Source organism: Agarivorans sp. 2_MG-2023 (assembly GCF_030548085.1).
Lineage (GTDB): Bacteria > Pseudomonadota > Gammaproteobacteria > Enterobacterales > Celerinatantimonadaceae > Agarivorans.
Genome location: NZ_JAUORQ010000003.1, coordinates 401059 through 418778, shown reverse-complemented (window position 1 = coordinate 418778; position 17720 = coordinate 401059). Strand labels below are relative to the sequence as shown.

Sequence of the window (17720 nt, the reverse complement as noted above, 5' to 3'; positions counted from 1 at the left end):
TTATCTATGGCTTAGCTGCCGCTGTTATGCGGATAAGTGTTTACCTTATACCCCCTGTAAATCATGCTTATTTTAGCTGGGGTTCCTATACATCTTTTCATTTAGTAAGCGCTTTCAAAATAACTTGTGTTTTATTTGTATCACATGAACTTTTTTAAGTTTGTTGTTAGTTATGGATTTAACCTTAATCCCTTGTTTTATGTGGCTTTGATCGCATAAGTGTCGATGTTTTATAGAGAAGGTTTTAAGTGAATTTCAACAATGCTATAAAGAAAGCGCTTTCAAAATAATCAAGACAAGGATGACATAAAATGGGAGTTAAGCATTGTTTTAAAACAGGCCTAGTACCTCTTTCGTTGTTATTGGTTGCTTGCGGCGCTACAGAGCAACCAAAACAAATAATAGGTTTAGATAAGCTCGACCCAACAGGCAGACCATCAGCGTATTGGCAGTTGGTATGGAATGATGAGTTTAATGCCAGTGTTATTGATAAACGTAAATGGAATATAGAGCAGCATTGCGGCGCAGGAGAAGACGCCGAGCAGCAATGTTATACCAAGCGTAAAGCTAACCTGCAGCTTATCGATGGTCGCTTAATTTTGTTTGCCAAAAGTGGCAGTTTTACCGGAACAAGCCAGCCAGATGGAGACAAGCGAATAACCAAAACGCTACCTTATACTTCTGCAAAGTTGCACAGTAAGGGTAAGGGTGACTGGCGGTATGGAAGAATTGAAGTTAGAGCGCAGCTTCCACAAGGGCAAGGTATATTCCCAGCAATTTCAATGCTTCCAAGCGATGCAAAATACGGTAAGTGGCCGGCATCTGGGGAGATAAATATTGTTGAAGCGGTAAACCTAAAAGCGACTAGTGATGCTGAGGGAGCAAAGCCAAAGCAAGCTGAAACTCGCGTATATGGGCATTTGCAGTATGGGCGAGCATTACCAGAGAATCTTCGCTCGGGTACAGCTTATGAGTTACCTCGCTCGTTAAACCCAGCCGACGGTTTTCATACTTATGCGATTGAATGGGAAGAGGGCGAAATACGTTGGTATGTTGATAATGTTCACTACGCTACTCAGCGTCAAAATCAATGGTATAGCCAGTATCGTGATAATGGCGGACTGGTGAACGCCGAAGGTGCTGCCCCGTTTGATCACGCTTTTCACCTGGTATTGGACTTAGCTGTTGGTGGGCCTTGGGCCGAAAACGCTAACGATACAGGGGTTGATAATAAAGTATTTCCACAGGCTCTAGCCATAGATTACGTGCGGGTTTACCAATGCACGGTAGAGCGCGCCAGTGGTAAAGGCTGCGCTACGGTTTCTAAAGACGCAAAGTTGGTTGATGGGTATACCGCTCCTGCAATAACCGTAGCTGATGGTCAGTTCGCCTTAGGGCCTCGCTTTGTGCTGTTTGATGGAGGTTTAGATGAATACCTCAATGCCAATAGTTACGACCCCAAAAACCGTATGCGTCATCAGTTAGTGGAGGATGAGCTGCGCGGACAGGTTATGCAAATTAGCAAAACCGGTAAAACGGGTAATGTCTTTTTAACTGCTCCAGCAACGAATATGAGTCATTGGCAGGAAAGCGGTGAGTTAGTGTTTGATCTAAAGCTCTTAAGTAAACAAAAGGGCGCAAAGTTATTGGTCAAAATGGATAGTGGTTGGCCTAATACCAGTGATATTGAAGTCAGCCTGCCAAACTTAAATGAGTGGTCTGAAGTACGTATTAAGGTGGCCGATTTGGTCGCGAACGGTAATAGCTTTGTTTCTGGTAAATACGTAGATCTCACCCAGGTGGTTAATCTATTAGTGATTGAGCCAAGCAATAAAATGACCTTGCAGCTAGACAAGCTGCGCTTTGAGTACCCCGCAGCTAATATGCCGGTGAAATTTAACCAGCGAGGAACCGCTTATTACTTTTCTGATTTTGGTGGCAATAGTACTCGGCTAACCAGCGACCCAGCAGGGCAACGTGGCCGAGTTGCGCTCACCATCAAATCAGAGATAGCTGCCAGTTGGGCCGGCACCAGCTTAGGAGACAAGGGAGGGTTTGATAAACCGATTACCTTGGATCCCAAGAAACCTATCGTAAGTGTATGGGTATATTCTCCTGAAAAAGCCTCGCCTATAAGGCTGAAAATGACAGATACAACAAAACCCGACAGCTTTGCTGAGGTAGAGGTAATGACCAAAAGCGCCGAGCAATGGGAGCAGTTACTCTTTGATTTTAGTAATGCTAATCCTAGCTGGAACAGTAAAAGTTCTTATAACAAGCTAACCTTATTTTTCAACTTTGGTGAGCGTGGTGCGGAGGCTGGTGAGCAACACTATTATTGGGACCAATTAGAAGTAGCGAAATAGATTCAGGTTTAAAACGGAAATTAAAAAAGGGTTAAGCTATTGCTTAACCCTTTTTAGTGCTTGTTACTTATTGGGCTTTTTCGAAACGAATATTGTCCAGTTTAAAAGTCATCTTATCGCTTGGTTCAAAGACTAGTAGGTTACTAATCGCTGCAATGTCAGCTTTCTTGCCCGCTGCATGGCTATTACCGCCAGCTAGTATGTCTTTAATGTTCAAGCGTACTTCTTTCCATTCACCGCTTGCTGGTAAGTCAACTTCTACGTCACTGGTATGAGGCCAGCCACTATCTATTTTAACTAGCAATTTTGCATTGGCCGCTTGCTCTTCGATTTTTAGGTCAAAGATCAGTTGGCCACTTTCAAGCCAGTGAGTTAAGTCTGTTAGTGGAGCACGGAAGTAGATATTGCCAGCGCCGCTACTTTTACTCACTTCAATAACTTTACCGCGACTAGCTTCATCTACTTCTGAATATTTAACTGTGTCTACCGGATTGTAGCTTTCAAAGGCGAGTGATGAGTTAAGGCTATCGGTATAGATATCCAGTAAGGGGCCATCAGCATAAGCATCATCTACCGCTAGTATCGCTGGTGGCGTAACACCAGCAACCATTACCGCATCGTCTGATTTAGCCGCACAACCTTTACCTTTCCAGCGATCTACCGAGCAACGGTAAACTTTAACTGAATCAACCGATAAGGTTTGTGGGAAAATGGATTCATCAATACCGCCTTCGTTGGCTTTTGCAGCCCAATTGCCACCTACGGCTAAGTTAAGTAGTAAGTGGAATTTTTGATTAAATGGAGCTTCAGATTCCGCGTTTACTAGTACGCCATCTTTTTCATATTGGCTGTACCAACCCTCATGGCGCTGGGTTGCGTAGTGGTAATTATCGATATACCAGCGAATTTCGCCTTCTTCCCATTCTATTGCATAGGTATGGTAATCATCAGCGGGGTTAAGCCCGTCGGGGAGCTTTACACCTTGGCCTGTATGCGCATTGTCGGGCCATTTTTTACCAAAGTGAAGGGTGCCATGAATACGCGATTCTGGCTGCCCAATAGATCCAATTTCGTCGGATTTAGTTTTAAGGTTTACCGCCTCCATGATGTCAATCTCGCCAGATGCCGCCCAGCCACCATACACCCAATCCGAAGGTAACATCCAAATTGCTGGCCAAGTACCCTGGCCATGCGGCAGTTTTGCTTTAATTTCAAAGCGCCCGTATTTCCAGTCCTTTTTGTTTAGAGTACGTAAACGAGCCGACGTGTAGGGCAGGGTTTTGTTTAATCCTTTTTTGCCGTCTGGATTGTCTGGGCCAGTGAAGTTACCTTTCTTCGCAACGATGTTAAGTTTGCCGTCTTCAACGAAAGCGTTCACTTTGCGGTCGGTGTAACACTGCTGCTCATTGTTACCACCTCCCCAACAGTTCTCTTCAAAGCCCCATTTACGGCTATCAATTTCATCGCCTTCAAATTCATCACTCCAAATTAGCTTCCATTTGTCACTTGGGGTAATGGGCGCACCGCTGAGTTGCATAGCTTCTTTGGTTTGAACTAAACCGCCGTCACTATCTGACGACGAAGTCGATCCACAAGCGGTTAATGATGAAACAAGTGCTAGTGCGGTAAATTTTCCAACAGAACTCGAGCTAATCTTCATTATTTTTCTTCCTTGCTAAGCTAGATATATTTTGTAAGCGCTTTCTTTATAGCATTTGTGGTAACTGCTTTAAATATACGCGATTCTGTAAATGCTATTTGGTGGGTATATTTGCGGAATCCTTCACAAAACCCAGTTATATAAAGGGGTTTGTCTTAAATTTTAGTGTTGGTGAAATGATAGGGAAAACCGAAGCTTTAGTGATTTCTCAGTGGTTTTTATCGATGAATTTAGGAAGCGCTTTCTTTTTGTGGGGCTTGCTATATAGTGCGGTGAGATTTATTTGATGCAGGTAAAGTAAAGCTAGCACTAGATACCTACTGGTATTTGGCGTGATTTAGCGATTAGACACTTTAAACTGTGTGGTAATATTGGTGAATTGAACATCGCTTTTATTTTGTTAGCGTTTACTTTGTCGACTTCATCCCTGTTTTGTCGCTTATTAGTAGCAAGCAAGCCAGATATTTAGTAAAAGTAGATGCACAGGCAGAGCAGGCCAATGATAAAAGCAAGTAATAGAACTTTAAGGTTAAACAGTTGATTACAATTAAGGAAGTCTCGGAGCTCGCAAAAGTCTCTCAAGCTACAGTCTCAAGAGCGATTAACGGGCATTCTTCGGTAAAGGAAAAAAACCGCGTTAAAGTGTTTAATGCGATTGAGCAACTGGGCTATAAACCCAATACCTTTGCACAAGCCTTAGCGTCTAACCGTTCTAACAGCATCGGTATGTTAGTGGGGAGCTTAGATGGCCCGTACTTTGGTCCTCTGATGCACAATACTGAAAACTTGATTCGTGAAGAGCGCCTGCATTTAATTGTGACGAGTGGTCAGGAATCTAAAACCAAAGAAATGGACTCCATTGAGTTCTTAGCCTCAAAAAAAGTCGATGGTCTTATTATTCACTCCGATAAGCTCTCCGACAACGAACTGCTCAAAATTGCCGAAGATACTCCTGCCTCAATTATCTTGAACCGTAATATTCCTGAGCTGGAAGGGCGCTGTATTTGGATTGATAACGAGTTGGGCGGGTATTTAGCTACCAAGCACTTACTCGATTATGGGCATACAAAGGTTGCCTGTATTACCGGACAAATGAGCAAAATTGAAAGCCGCGACCGCCTGCAAGGTTACCGCAATGCTTTGGCTGAAGCGGGAATAGAATACGATGCAAACTTGGTGATTGAAGGGCGCTTTGACCATGAAGGTAATCACGAGACTGTGCAACGTTTAATGTCGAGAAATAAAGGTTTTACTGCTATTTTTTGTCAAAACGATAATATTGCCTTGGCGGTTTACAATGTATGTAGTGACGCCAAGTTAACCATTGGTGAAGATATTTCGATAGTCGGTTTTGATAATGATACCTATAGTCAGCATATTCGCCCAAGATTAACTACCGTAAGTTTTCCTATCGAACAGTTAAGCTACGAAGCGGCAAAAGGTGTTATTGCCCTCATCAATGATAAAACCCATGATGTTACTGCTAAATTAGCCCCTGAGTTAATTGTACGAAATTCAGTAAAGCAGCTATCGAGTGTTGAGCCAGAATAAATGACTTAGCCAAGCAGGCTAAGTCATTACCCGTTTATTTCAGTACTCCTGAGATTGCGCCTAAATCTACCTCCATTTGACCTTGCAAAGACACCGTAAGTACTAATTCGTCCACTTTGCTACTTATGGCATCTTGTTTAAGTGGCACATTCAGGTTCTTCCATTGTCCCACAGGGGAGTATTGCCACGCCTTAAGCAGGCTTGCCTCTGCGTGGTCTGGCACTAGCTCAATAGTGGCATCTCTAGTAATGTGATGGACACAAAGCTCTAACTCAAAACAGGCCACATTCTTTAGGTTTAAGTCTTTAGCTTCGTCTAACAATATGCGCAGATGTAGCGATTGCCCTTGCTCCAACTTGATGCGGCGAGCATCTTGTTGATGCTGATAATTGATGGGGGTTATCACGACCTTATCAAGTGCAGTCGTGGAGTTATTAGAGACTTTCTGTTGAGCTAATTCATTTACTTGAGCGAATAACTCACATTCGATATCTTTATGCACGCCGAACAGGTTTACTCTTCCTTTGTTCGCGGGTTTAACTGGCTGCGCTTTGTCTAATACTAAGCTGTTGTTGCTAAGTGCCGGATCAACGGGGTGAGAATGTTGGTAAGACAGGCCATAACCGTACTCAAACAAGGGTTTGTTATCGGTTTGGTTGTCTTGTTCCAGCGTATGCACATTCAGCTTGCTGGCATACGCCAGCGTGCGATGACAATTTTTTGCATACTTTTTATTTGGCCAACTAAAGCTTAATTTGCCATTAAAGTCATAAGCGATTTGTTCGTTATTGTCTTTAAAGAGTACGTCGGTAATGCCCTCAGCCTCGGAGCCAGGCAGCCACGCGGCTATAAACGCATCAGAGTGGTTAATTTCATTATTTACGTAGAGTGGGCGACCTGAGTAAAACAGGGTCACTACTTTGTAACCCATCTTTTTTAGGCGGATCACTGTATCGTGATCTTGTTGGTAACTGTGTTTTAGCGAGGCAAATTCTAACGACTGCCAATGTTTTAAATCGCCGACCATTTCTGCATAAGGTGACTCACCGATAACCACGATAGCCACATCAATATCACTGATTTTATGTTGATTTTGTTCATTAAAATCAATCACCTGCTGTTGGCCTAGTTGATTTATCAAGGCGTCTTTTAAGGTAGCAGCGTTGGGGAAGTCTTGTTTACTGGTTTCATCACCTTGCCAAGTAATGCTCCAGCCTCCGGTTTGTTTTTGAATATCATCCACAGCGCTGCCGGCGATGAGTACTTTTTGCTTGCGTGACAGCGGCAGCAATTGCTGGTTGTTCTTAAGCAATACTAATGATTTTCTTACCGCTTCGCGTGCTACCGCTTGGTGACTTTGTTGGCCTAACAAGGTTTGCTTACCGGCGAGTGTTCGTTGGGCTGGGCTAGCTTTTTCCCATAAACCCGCACGCTGTTTTACTCTCAATATACGTTGTACTGCATCGTTAATTCGATGCTCGCTCACCCGCTGTTGTTTAACAGCAATAATCAGATTTTGATACACCGCTTGCCAGTCTTCCCGCTCTGGTATCATCAACATGTCGATACCGGCGTTGACTGCGTAATCTGCATTGTCGCAGGCACAGGCTGATATTTCGGCGTGGCCACTCCAATCAGAAACTATCAGTCCGTCAAAGCCTATTTTTTGTTTCAGCACATCATTAAGCAAGTAACGGCTGCCATGGATTTTGTAGTTGTAAGGGGTGCTTGCGTTGGCTAAGTCATGGTCATAATTTGCCTCGTTGTGCCAACTGTTAAAGGAAGCCATAACGGTTTGCACCCCTGCCTCTATGGCACTGTAATAACCTGGACCATGTAGGTTGATTAACGCCAATTCCGAGTAATGATTTTCTCCACGGTCAACGCCGTCTTGAGTACCGCCATCACCGATCCAGTGTTTGGCAGTGGCTAAAACTTTGCCATCTCCCATCAATTGCTGAGCACTGCCTTGTAAGCCTTCAACGACTTTACTGGCGTATTGGTGTACAAGTTCTGGATCTTCGGAATAACCCTCATAGACTCTCCCCCAGTTGTAGTGGCGTGGAGTGGCTACGGTGGGAGCAAAGGTCCAGTCTAGGCCGGTTACCGCAATTTCGGTGGCGGTAATCTCCGCTATTCTCTTTATTAGTTCTGGGTCGTGGGCTGCGCCTAAACCAATGTTATGCGGGAAGATGGTTGCCTGAACCACATTGTTGTGGCCATGCACGGCATCGGTGGCCCACAAAAAGGGAATGCGAAATGGACGATCAGCAAAGGCTTTCTCACAAGCCTGCCAACAGTTTTCAGCAAGTTCTGACCAGGTTTTGCTGGTGGCATAACGGTCTCCATTAGGCCAAGCTCCGCCGCCGTTCAGTAACGACCCTAATTTGTACTTTCGAATTTCTTCTAAACTAACATTGCGAATATCAGGCTGGATCATTTGGCCGATTTTTTCTTCTAAGGTCATCTGTTGCAAGATGCCCTCGATGTCTTTTTCAATTTGTTGATCTAAAGGAATCGCCGACGTTAGTGTTGGCCAATCTGAGTAAAAAGGAAGTTGTTCAGTCATCAGCGTTCTCTATTGGGGCGACCACAGCTGAGCTTTTAGTGAGGTAAGCTCATCTTGAATGTCTTTTGAAATGGATATTTTGGGAGAGTTGTTATCACAGGTATCACTGTTCTCAACTATTAACACTTTGGCGTCGGGGCTGAGAGTATGGGTATGATAAACACCTTGTTTGATGTTATAGATTTTGCCCGTTTGCATATCTTGGGCAACGATCTTACCTAAGCGATTTTTAGAGGTCTCGGCGCAAAATAATATGCAGCGACCTGCTAACAATACAAATACTTCGTCGGTGTCTAAGTGGCACTGAAAGTTGTTAATGAGCGGGGTCTCCAGCTCATCAATGTAGTTGAGAATGGCTACACGCCAAGTCTGAAAATCAACGACGGGAGAATATCCCGCCGCTTGGTATTCAGACACCTCAATTAGGTGGCTGTTCAATTTAGGTCCCTTTCTGTTAGCTGAGCAGCATGTTGCTGGGCAGTCTTACAAAGACATGAGCAATTTGTTGCTTACGTTCAAACACCGATTGACTCAATTCTTCACTCAATACTAAATCCTCATTTGAGTATTGTTCGCCATTTGTAAGGCTCACTGTCAATTGAGCGTGTTCGGAGTCACTTTGTTGGTAAACAAACGGCACCTGGCAGTAAGTAAAAGCAAGTTGCTTCGCTGTTAGCGCCAAGGTTTGTGTTTGGCTGTTTTGGTCAATGTATTGATAGTCATCTTCAGCGCTTAAAAACTCGCTGCTTTTTAACAGTGAAGGCTGGATTTTTATCTGACCATGTTCAACCAGTAAACCTAGCTCACCAAAGCGGGTTAGAATTTCTTCTTTCACTTGCCCGGTCATGCCTGGTTGCTGAGCACCCGCTTGTTTTGGAGTGTGTGAATATGGGTCGGTTGGGAAAGCCCCATATACCTCGGGTGTCTTGTTAAAGCCAATGCCAGCACGTACTCGGTAGTAGTACTCTGCCAGTTGCTGAGTTGCTAAAGAGTGCGGGTCACTGTTATAAGACGCAAAGTAGTTCTCTTGTACCGCAAGCAGTAGCTTAGACACCATATGCCAGTAGATAGAACCTAAACCTTCGTAACCAAACATGGTACCTGAGCGACCAGTGAAGGCTTGGTGATTAAACACTTCTTCGTAGCTGGCTCGAATGTCTTGCCAAGTAGCTGCGTCGGCTTGAGGGTAATCACTGCTAAGTGAACTGATAGCCTCATTTAAGGCTCCCGCGTTGTCGAAGTGTGCGTTGAAATGATAATGCCCCTGATTATCTTGTTCAATAATTCGACGGTCGGTTTGTTTTATCATTTGTTGCAAAACGGGGTTGGCTACAACCCGTTTTTCACTGATTCGGTTTTTAGCTTTAAAACCAACTAAGTCGCGATCTGGGTAAAGCATGAAGGTGTTTTGGTCTTCGCGGAACATCGCGCTGCTGTAAAGCTTATCGAGTAACTGTACCGCTTCATCGGGGTTTAAAACACCTGAAGATAATACCGCAACTTGGCCTTCAAGCATCGGGTATAGATAGTCTACGGCGACTTCATCTTGAGTGTAATTAATGATGTTGTAAGCATTGTATAACCCATCTTGGCGATAGTTACTGGCAATGCTTTTATCCATAATACGCAGGCTTGGCGATAATAATGCTTGGATTTGAGCAGTGCTGACGGTTTGTTTACCTGAGAAGCCATGCTGATAAACTTTGGAACGATAATCTGCTGCTACCTTAGCTAAGCTACGCAGGACTTGGCTGCGCTGAGCATCGCTAGCTGATGACGCGTCGAGCAACTGAATGGCCTGTTCTAAAGTCTCTGTGCTGGCACGTAACCATTCTGCTAACTCATTCGAAATAGCATAGCATTTGTCGTCTACGAATAAGTCTTGTAGAAACGCCACGTAACGACGCATGTAATAAAGGGTAACCATGGATAAACCGGTACCTACAATAGCGTTGTTTGCATCGTTCCATTCTGGTCGCTGGGTATTTAGCCATATACCGCCGTCTAGCACCAAGTTACCTAGTTTTGCGAGTAGTGGTACCAGTAGTTTCTCGGCTAAATTGGCTAAATACACTTCTTGGTTTTTATCTAACAATAAGCGCGCATCGCTGCCCATTAAGCTTTCGCGGCTTTCGATGACTTTTTGTTTGTTCTCGTTAAACTCAACGGTATTTTTTGCATCAGCAAAGATGGTATCTGCTGGCGAAATCTCGTAGGGCACGTTGGCGTAACTAAAAATTTCAGTATCTAGTAGGGTTTTAAGCTCTGCCGGTTGGTACTTATCTGACTGCTCTAAAAACTTAAGCAAATAGATAATTTGGTGATCGCCCCAATATCCAATGTTACTCCAAGGGTCGTCTGCTTCTAACAGTTCCCAATCAACTCCTGCTTTAGTAATGCGATAAGGGTTGTATCCGTCAATGGTAGATGCATTCACAAACTTGGCAATAAAGCTTTTTATAAAGCTTGGGTAGCTAAGACCTAGGGCTTCCCAGTTTTGGAATATGTCACGCCAGTTACCTTGATAAGACAATAATCTATTACCGTGATTGTCTTTTAGTTTTATCTCAAAGTGGTTCCACGGGCGACTAGGGTCGCCGTGTCGTCGACCAAAGGTTAGCGGTAGGTATTCGTGGCATAAACGCAGTAGCTGTGGGTTACTTTGCTTGGCCGCTAACGACAATAATTCATCGTAGTTTATCTTTTCTGGCAAGCTGTTTAAAAAGCTAGCTTGGTCGATAGCTACTTGGGTATTGGCATTTTTTAGGGTGCTAATGAAATCAGCACTTTCTACCCAATACTGATCAACCACTACGCCACCACGCATGTTGTTAAATAATACGTTGGCATAGTGGTGCACACTGGTTTCGTCTTCAGCTGTTTTTTGGTAAGCGTCACTGCCCGCCATTAACTTAAGCAGTTCTTGATGATTTTGTTCAACTGAGTCAGCCAGTATTTGTGGCAATTGCTGGTTTGCGATGATTTCCTGCAGCTCCGCCAGGTCTGAATGCGATTGATCGATGTCGGCCACAATGCTCCAGTTATCTTGCTGTGCTGGCGCTAAGGAAAGCTTTTTATGAATAAAGTAGGCACCGCGCACGCCTCGGGTGAGTTGCTCGTCTTCTATGCTGCCACCGCGACGAAATGCTGCTAACTGTTGGCTAGAAAGCAATATAGATTGGCAATCTTTGACGATTGAAAACACACTGGTGGCGAGTAAAGATTCGGCTGGCTCTGCGCGGTCACTTAACTTGGCGTACAAACTGTAGGTGGCAAGGCTAGCTTTGGCTTCACGCTCGTTCCATTTATAGGCATCGAGTAGGGCGCTGCTGCCTTGCATAATTGAAAATGGCGTATTAGAAGGTAATAAATTTTGAATGCCGTCAATTAACTCAATTTCACGTGTTTGGTGCGTGGTATTGGTAAGCGTGGCTGTTCGAACGAAACCAAACTTTTCGCTGGTGCTCCATTGGTATTTAAAGCTTAATCCAAGGTCAAAGTTTAACTCTTCAAAAATAATTTTATCGCCCGCAATATTTTTGTAAATATTGCGGCGCAGTTTATACAAACTATCATGCTGTTGGTTAAACGGTTCCCATTGCTGAATGCCATTTTCACCCTGGATTTTTAAAATAGTTTTACTGCCGGTGTTTTCGGCACTTTCGTGAATGTAATCTACCGACTTGTAAGGAAACAAGGCGTTTTCTGGGCGAATTCGACCGGCCGATAAACAGCCAGTGGAGGAGATGAATAACCAGTGATCGCTGGCCGAAACCACGCTGATAAAAAACGGGTTCATCTGGTCTACGTTTTTAATTTGGTAGTACTTGTCTCCGTCTATCGAAACAAACTTACCTGTTACGTCTTTAGTTAAAGTGTCCATATTCTCTACTTTGATTATCTTAAAACTGGTGTAAGCGCTTACTTAAGGCAGCGCGAAAAAATCGCTTTAAAGGTTAAAACAGCGAACAAAGTGATCGTCAGCCAGTTGAGTTACCTCTGGGAATGCGTCGCTACATTTATCTAAGGCGTTGGGGCAACGAGCTGCAAATGGGCAACCAACTGACGACGGGTGCCACATTGGAATATCCCCTTTTTTAGCGCCTAGCTCTCGGCGGCCGCTTTTGCTGGCTTCGGGTACCGCTGACAGCAATAGTTTGGTGTAAGGGTGCTGCGGCGTTTGAGTGACTTTATCGCTGTTTCCCCACTCCACCATGTGGCCGACATACATCACTGCTGTTTTCTCTGCAAAGTAGCGGGCCGTAGCGATGTCGTGGGTGATGTACATGAACGAGATACCACGTTTGTCTTTTAAATCGGCCATGAGGTTCAAAATCCCTAATCGCACCGACACGTCGAGCATTGAGATGGGCTCATCAGCCAGAATGACTTCGGGGTCTACGGCAAGGGCGCGAGCTATGGCTACCCGTTGGCGCTGGCCACCACTCAGTTCATGTGGGTACTTTTCGGCAGTTTCTACCACCGGCGATAAGCCCACTAAATCTAGCAGCTCGTAGACTTTGTCACGCAGCTCTTGTTTGTTGGCGCGCTTATGAATAAGCAAAGGGCGCGCAATGTGGTGATAAATAGAATGCACCGGATTTAGCGAGCCAAAAGGGTCTTGGAAAATCATTTGTACTTGGCGAGCGTATTCTAAAGACCCATGTTGTTTAACAAACTCATCTAAGGGCAAACCTTTAAAATGAATATCGCCGCCATTTTTTTCGTAAATGCGGGTTAATACTCGCGCTCCGGTGCTTTTACCCGAACCCGACTCACCAACAATCGCTAGAGCTTCGCCCTTGTTCAGGTTGAAGGTCACGTCATTAACCGCACGCATTAAATTGTTGGGGTTAGACGATAAACCAATCGGAAAGTCTTTAATTAGGTTTTTTACAGCTAATACGGTTTTGCTGGTAGTGTCTACGTTCATTGTTGAACCTCCAAAACATGACATGCCGCCTGAACCCCAGAAGCTTGCGCTCGTAGGATGGGTTCGTTGCTGGTGCAGCGTTCAACACAGTCGTTACAGCGGGCTTGGAAATTACAACCGCTAGGTAATTTAAGCAGATTTACAGGGTCACCAGGGATCCCATATAAGCGCTCTTTAGGGCCATGAATAGTGGGGAAAGATGAGACTAAACCTTTGGTGTAGGGATGAGTAGGGTGGTTGAATACGGTTTTTGCCTCCCCTATTTCAATCAGGTTTCCGGCATACATCACACCTATTCGGTCGGCTATTTCACCCATCAAACTTAGGTCGTGGCTAATGAATAAAATTGAGAAGCCAAACTTTTCTTTTAAGTCGTAAAGCTCATTCAGGATCTCTCTCTCTACCACTACATCTAAAGCAGTGGTGGGTTCATCCATAATGATAAGCTTTGGTTCTAAGGCCAATGCAATGGCGATCACGACCCGTTGACGCATACCGCCGCTAAGTTGGTGAGGGAAGCTTTTTAAGCGGTCACCGTGAATACCCACAATAGACAGCAACTCTTTAGCTTTAGAGGTTGCCTGTTTAAGGCTAACTTTTTTGTGGGCCAAAATTACATCGGTAAGTTGCTCTCCAATGCTAATGACCGGGTTCAGCGAGTTCATGGCACTTTGGAACACCACCGAAGTGTCATTCCAGCGAAAAGCACGCAGTTGTTTGTCGTTCATTTTTAGCACATCTTCACCCTTATAAAGGATCTCTCCTTCGGGGATCAGTGCTGGTGCTTTGTGCAGGCGTGAAATAGCAAAAGCTAAGGTACTTTTACCGCAACCGGATTCTCCGGCCAAGCCTAGTGTTTCGCCTGGAGCAATGCTCAAGCTTACATTGTTTACTGCGCGGGCAATGCCGTTAGGAGACACGTAATCAACACTTAGATTGTTTATTTCGAGTAATGCTTGGCTCATGCTAAACCTCTACGTTGATCTGCTGCTTTTTGTAGTTTTTTCCACACTTTAAGGTGAGGGCCGGTTTTAAGTTTTGGATTGCTCACTTGGTCAATCGACATATTGATGAGTGCTAATGCACCGCCAGTAATGGCTAGGGCGAGTGCTGGAACCAGCATTTCCCACCACGCACCGGTGTATAGTGACGAAGAAACTTGTGCCCAATACAGCATTGAACCCCAACTCACTTCGGTTGCATCACCCAAACCAAGAATGCCTAAGCCTGCTTCAGAGCCCATGGCGTAAATAACCGTTCCCAAGAAGCCACCAAATACAATTGATACCAAGTTAGGAAGAATTTCCACCAAGATGATGCGGATTTTTGATTCTCCCATCACTTCTGCTGAAATGATGAACTCTTTGTTTCTTATGGCCATGGTTTGCGCCCTAATGACTCGTGCCCCCCACGGCCAGGATGTGACCCCGAGTAATACTGTTATCACTAAGGAGCCCACTTGCCCCAAGAACGCTGCCAGTACAATTAGTAGTGGCAGTTGTGGGAATACCAAAAATACGTTGGTGACAAAGTTTAACCACTCGTCAATTTTGCCGCCGAAATACCCGGAGCTAACACCTACCGCAACGGCAATGCTCATAGCAATAATTCCAGCAGTAATCGCGACGGTTAAGGACTTACGAGCACCAAAGAGTACTTGGCTAAATACGTCACGACCGTTGCGGGTGGTTCCCATTACGTATTCAGCGCTAGGCGCTTGGTGAGGCCGCGATACGCGTTTTTGTGGATCATGAGTGGCAATAAGTGGCGCAAACAACGCGCCGATTAAAATAATTGTGGCTAATAATCCGCCAATAATCGCCGGAGGATTGCCATGAAAGAAGGCTAATGATTTGGTCAGAAACTGACGCCATTTAGCTGAGTGTTGAATGTTTTCCATAGTAAGGCCTACTTCGAAATACGGGGATCAAGCCAAACATATAAAAGGTCGGCAATGAAATTGGCGGTAAGCACCGCAGTAACTAGGATTAGCAGAATGGCTTGGATAAGCGGGTAATCTCGCGCCACAATGCCCTTAAGTAAAATATTGCCCAAGCCTTGGTAGTTAAAAACCACCTCGGTCATAATTGAACCAGCAAACGAGAAACCAATGGCCATGGCAATGGCGGTAGCCACCGGCAAAATGGCATTTCGTCCAGCGTAGCGATACATCACTCTAAAGCTAGACAAGCCTTTGGCCTCAGCCATGGTCACGTAATCCTCGCCAAGTACGTTAATCATGGCGTTACGCATGTTAAATACCCAGGTTGCAATGCCTACCACCACCATAGAGCCCATAGGTAAAATGGCATGTTTAAGAACGCTGCTAATAAACTCCCAGCTAAACGCAGGATCTAGAGTTGGGTCATAGGTATAAGCGAGAGGTAAAAGCTCCAGTTGCAAACCAAAGAAGTAGAACAGCAATAATGCGGTTACGATGTAAGGGAAGTTACTAATAAAGGCGAGTACAGGCGGAAATACCTGACCAAAAAAGCCTTCTCGACGGTAAGACGCATAGGTGCCAATAGATACCCCGATAATCAATGCCACTATCAGTGAGCCTAAGGCTAAAAACATCGTCCATGGCAAAGCCATTCCAATGACTTCGGTAACGCTCACTGGAAACATCAGTACCGAAGGGCCTAAATCTAAAGTGAACACACTTTTAATGTAAGCAATGTATTGTTCAAAAACCGAACCATCCATAAAGCCATACATTTCGCGCACTGCGTCCATTTGCGCGGGATCCATTCTGCCTTGAGCTGCTGCAAATAATGCGTCAACTGGATCGCCAGGCATTAACCGAGGTAACAAAAAGTTAAATGAGATGGCGATCAAGAAGGCTGTAAAGTAAAAGCCCAGTCGGCGTAATAAAAAACTCATAATATTTTCCAAAGCTTAGAGAGCCACAATGTGGCTCTCTGCGGTGTACTACTTAAGGTGAAGATTGTTAATTATTAATACGCGCTTGCCGCCGTCGTACCATACTGGTTGTACATATGGGTTTTCGGCATTTGGCCAACCAACAATTTTAGAGCTGTTGTATTGGAACCAAGTAGGGTTAGAGAACAGTGGAATAAACGGTAAGTTCTCAGCTGAAAATACTTGCAGTTGCTTGATGATATCGGCTTGCTCGGCGCTGTCGTTGGTTTGACCAAAGCTTTCAATTAGTGCATCAATTTCTGGTGTGTGAACACCGTGACCACCATGCCAAGTTTTACCAACGCGAGAGCTAGAGTAGTAATCTTGATAAGCCAAAATAGGGTGGGTAGCCACTAACGACCAGTTAATCGCCATTTTGTAAGTGCTGTCTTTTAGAGAAGAGTCGTAAACTGCCCAATCTACGGTTTTAACATTGGCTTTAATGCCAACTTCTTCGTAATACTCGGTGACCATTTGAACCACTTGGATCCAATCGGTCCAACCGTTCACTACCTCAATATCAAACTCAATGCGCTTACCATCTTTGGTTTGGCGGAAGCCATCATTGTTTTTGTCTACGTACCCAGCAGCGTCAAGCATTTGATTCGCTTTCTCTGGATTGTAGGTGGTTAAGTCTTTGTACTTAGCGGTTACGTCGGCATCAATATAGGTGCTATATAACTCACCAATACCACCTGCATTAAAGTTAACTGTTGGGTAGCCGTAGGCGGCGATATCAACAATGGACTCTCTATCAAGGGCAATAGACAAGGCTTTACGTAATTCTAAATCACTAAATGGAGCTTCTTTGGTATTTACATACAAATGAATGGCATCATTTGCTGGGTACCAGTAGTGATGATTCTCCGGGCTGGCGGCAACAAAAGTATTGTCGATGTCGGCAATAAAGTTAGAGCCCCAGTCAATTTCCCCTTTCATTAAGGCCGGTTGAATTTGAGAGTTGTCGTTGTATGAGCGGTAGGTAATACAATCTAGATGAGGTAAACCGTCTAAGTAATAGTGAGGATTGCGGCACAGTTCCATTTGTTGTGTTTTTACATATTTCACTTCGGTCATTGGACCGCTGCCAATTGGGTTAGGGTTAGTGAACGTTGTCAGGTTACTGGCTTTGCTCCACACTTTTTCTGGAATGATATGGTACTTTTCCAAATTCCAGATAAAGGTTGAATCTGCTTCGGTGAGTTTAAACACAACAGTGCTGTCGTCTGTTGCTTCAATGCTAATAAGGTTACCATCTGTCCAGATACCACGTTGGTCAAAGGCGCCATTTTCTTTCGTCATGGTAAAGCTGTAGGCAACATCTTTTGCAGTAAGTGGACTACCGTCAGACCACTTCAAGCCCTTACGAAGTTTCAGCTCAATTGATGTTAGGTCATCGGAGTAAGTCGCTGATTCAGCTAAACGCCACTCGGTTTTACCTGTCATATTGTTGAACACCATGAGCGGTTCAAACATCACTCCGTGTAACAAGTCTTTAGATGTATAGGGGTTGTAGTTCTCTACAAAACCAGTACCAATAATAGGTACTGTAAGAGTTCCCCCTTGTTTAATGTCGCTGGCTAAAACACTTGCTGATGACAACATTAAGCCGCAAATAATTGAAGATAAAACCGTTTTGCTCTGCATTAGATAATCCTTTTTTATCGGCACTCTAGTAATAGGCGCTGCAAATTTAGAAGGTTTACGATGGCCTATTGG

At 44.5% G+C, this 17720-nt stretch carries 11 protein-coding genes; 2 read left to right on the top strand and 9 right to left on the bottom strand.

What is annotated here, in order from left to right:
• The first annotated feature begins 311 nt into the window (after window positions 1-311).
• Window positions 312-2366, top strand: coding sequence for a glycoside hydrolase family 16 protein (locus tag Q4549_RS06930; protein ID WP_303550530.1), 2055 nt, complete (start codon window positions 312-314; stop codon window positions 2364-2366).
• A 67-nt stretch (window positions 2367-2433) separates the two neighbouring features.
• Here the strand turns inward: Q4549_RS06930 and Q4549_RS06925 are convergent, their stop codons facing one another.
• Window positions 2434-4026, bottom strand: a complete 1593-nt coding sequence (locus tag Q4549_RS06925; protein WP_303550527.1) for a glycoside hydrolase family 16 protein — start codon at window positions 4024-4026, stop codon at window positions 2434-2436.
• Between the two features lie 537 nt (window positions 4027-4563).
• On the opposite strand from Q4549_RS06925, the gene Q4549_RS06920 reads away from it, so the two are divergent.
• Window positions 4564-5577, top strand: a complete 1014-nt coding sequence (locus Q4549_RS06920; protein ID WP_303510295.1) for a LacI family DNA-binding transcriptional regulator — start codon at window positions 4564-4566, stop codon at window positions 5575-5577.
• Between the two features lie 34 nt (window positions 5578-5611).
• On the opposite strand, the gene Q4549_RS06915 is transcribed toward Q4549_RS06920, so the two are convergent.
• The 8 genes from Q4549_RS06915 to Q4549_RS06880 all read right to left on the bottom strand — a co-directional run bounded on the left by Q4549_RS06915 (window position 5612) and on the right by Q4549_RS06880 (window position 17648).
• Window positions 5612-8146 (bottom strand): glycoside hydrolase family 3 protein, encoded by a 2535-nt coding sequence (locus tag Q4549_RS06915; protein ID WP_303550524.1) that lies wholly within the window; start codon window positions 8144-8146, stop codon window positions 5612-5614.
• 9 nt (window positions 8147-8155) lie between these two features.
• Window positions 8156-8584, bottom strand: a complete 429-nt coding sequence (locus Q4549_RS06910; protein WP_303550523.1) for a hypothetical protein — start codon at window positions 8582-8584, stop codon at window positions 8156-8158.
• Window positions 8585-8600: 16 nt separating this feature from the next.
• A complete protein-coding gene (locus tag Q4549_RS06905) occupies window positions 8601-12029 on the bottom strand; it encodes a hypothetical protein (protein WP_303550521.1) in 3429 nt (1142 codons plus the stop codon).
• 66 nt (window positions 12030-12095) lie between these two features.
• Complete coding sequence (locus Q4549_RS06900; protein ID WP_303550518.1) at window positions 12096-13079, bottom strand: ABC transporter ATP-binding protein; 984 nt, start codon at window positions 13077-13079, stop codon at window positions 12096-12098.
• Window positions 13076-14044, bottom strand: coding sequence for an ABC transporter ATP-binding protein (locus Q4549_RS06895; protein WP_303510305.1), 969 nt, complete (start codon window positions 14042-14044; stop codon window positions 13076-13078). The genes Q4549_RS06900 and Q4549_RS06895 overlap by 4 nt, the downstream gene beginning before the upstream one ends.
• Entirely contained in the window at window positions 14041-14979 is a 939-nt protein-coding gene (locus Q4549_RS06890; RefSeq protein ID WP_303550515.1) for an ABC transporter permease, read from the bottom strand. The genes Q4549_RS06895 and Q4549_RS06890 overlap by 4 nt, the downstream gene beginning before the upstream one ends.
• An 8-nt stretch (window positions 14980-14987) precedes the next feature.
• Window positions 14988-15962 carry an ABC transporter permease gene (locus tag Q4549_RS06885; RefSeq protein WP_303550512.1) on the bottom strand — a complete coding sequence of 325 codons (975 nt, stop codon included), beginning with the start codon at window positions 15960-15962 and terminating at the stop codon, window positions 14988-14990.
• Between the two features lie 48 nt (window positions 15963-16010).
• Complete coding sequence (locus Q4549_RS06880) at window positions 16011-17648, bottom strand: ABC transporter substrate-binding protein (protein WP_303510312.1); 1638 nt, start codon at window positions 17646-17648, stop codon at window positions 16011-16013.
• Window positions 17649-17720: the final 72 nt, after the last annotated feature.

Excerpts from the sequence above, each read along its gene's own strand:
- Q4549_RS06880 (WP_303510312.1), bottom strand. The coding sequence starts at position 17,648 with ATGCAGAGCAAAACGGTTTTATCTTCAATTATTTGCGGCTTAATGTTG.
- Q4549_RS06930 (WP_303550530.1), top strand. The coding sequence starts at position 312 with ATGGGAGTTAAGCATTGTTTTAAAACAGGCCTAGTACCTCTTTCGTTG.
- Q4549_RS06890 (WP_303550515.1), bottom strand. The coding sequence starts at position 14,979 with ATGGAAAACATTCAACACTCAGCTAAATGGCGTCAGTTTCTGACCAAA.
- Q4549_RS06915 (WP_303550524.1), bottom strand. The coding sequence starts at position 8,146 with ATGACTGAACAACTTCCTTTTTACTCAGATTGGCCAACACTAACGTCG.
- Q4549_RS06925 (WP_303550527.1), bottom strand. The coding sequence starts at position 4,026 with ATGAAGATTAGCTCGAGTTCTGTTGGAAAATTTACCGCACTAGCACTT.
- Q4549_RS06895 (WP_303510305.1), bottom strand. The coding sequence starts at position 14,044 with ATGAGCCAAGCATTACTCGAAATAAACAATCTAAGTGTTGATTACGTG.
- Q4549_RS06905 (WP_303550521.1), bottom strand. The coding sequence starts at position 12,029 with ATGGACACTTTAACTAAAGACGTAACAGGTAAGTTTGTTTCGATAGAC.
- Q4549_RS06900 (WP_303550518.1), bottom strand. The coding sequence starts at position 13,079 with ATGAACGTAGACACTACCAGCAAAACCGTATTAGCTGTAAAAAACCTA.
- Q4549_RS06885 (WP_303550512.1), bottom strand. The coding sequence starts at position 15,962 with ATGAGTTTTTTATTACGCCGACTGGGCTTTTACTTTACAGCCTTCTTG.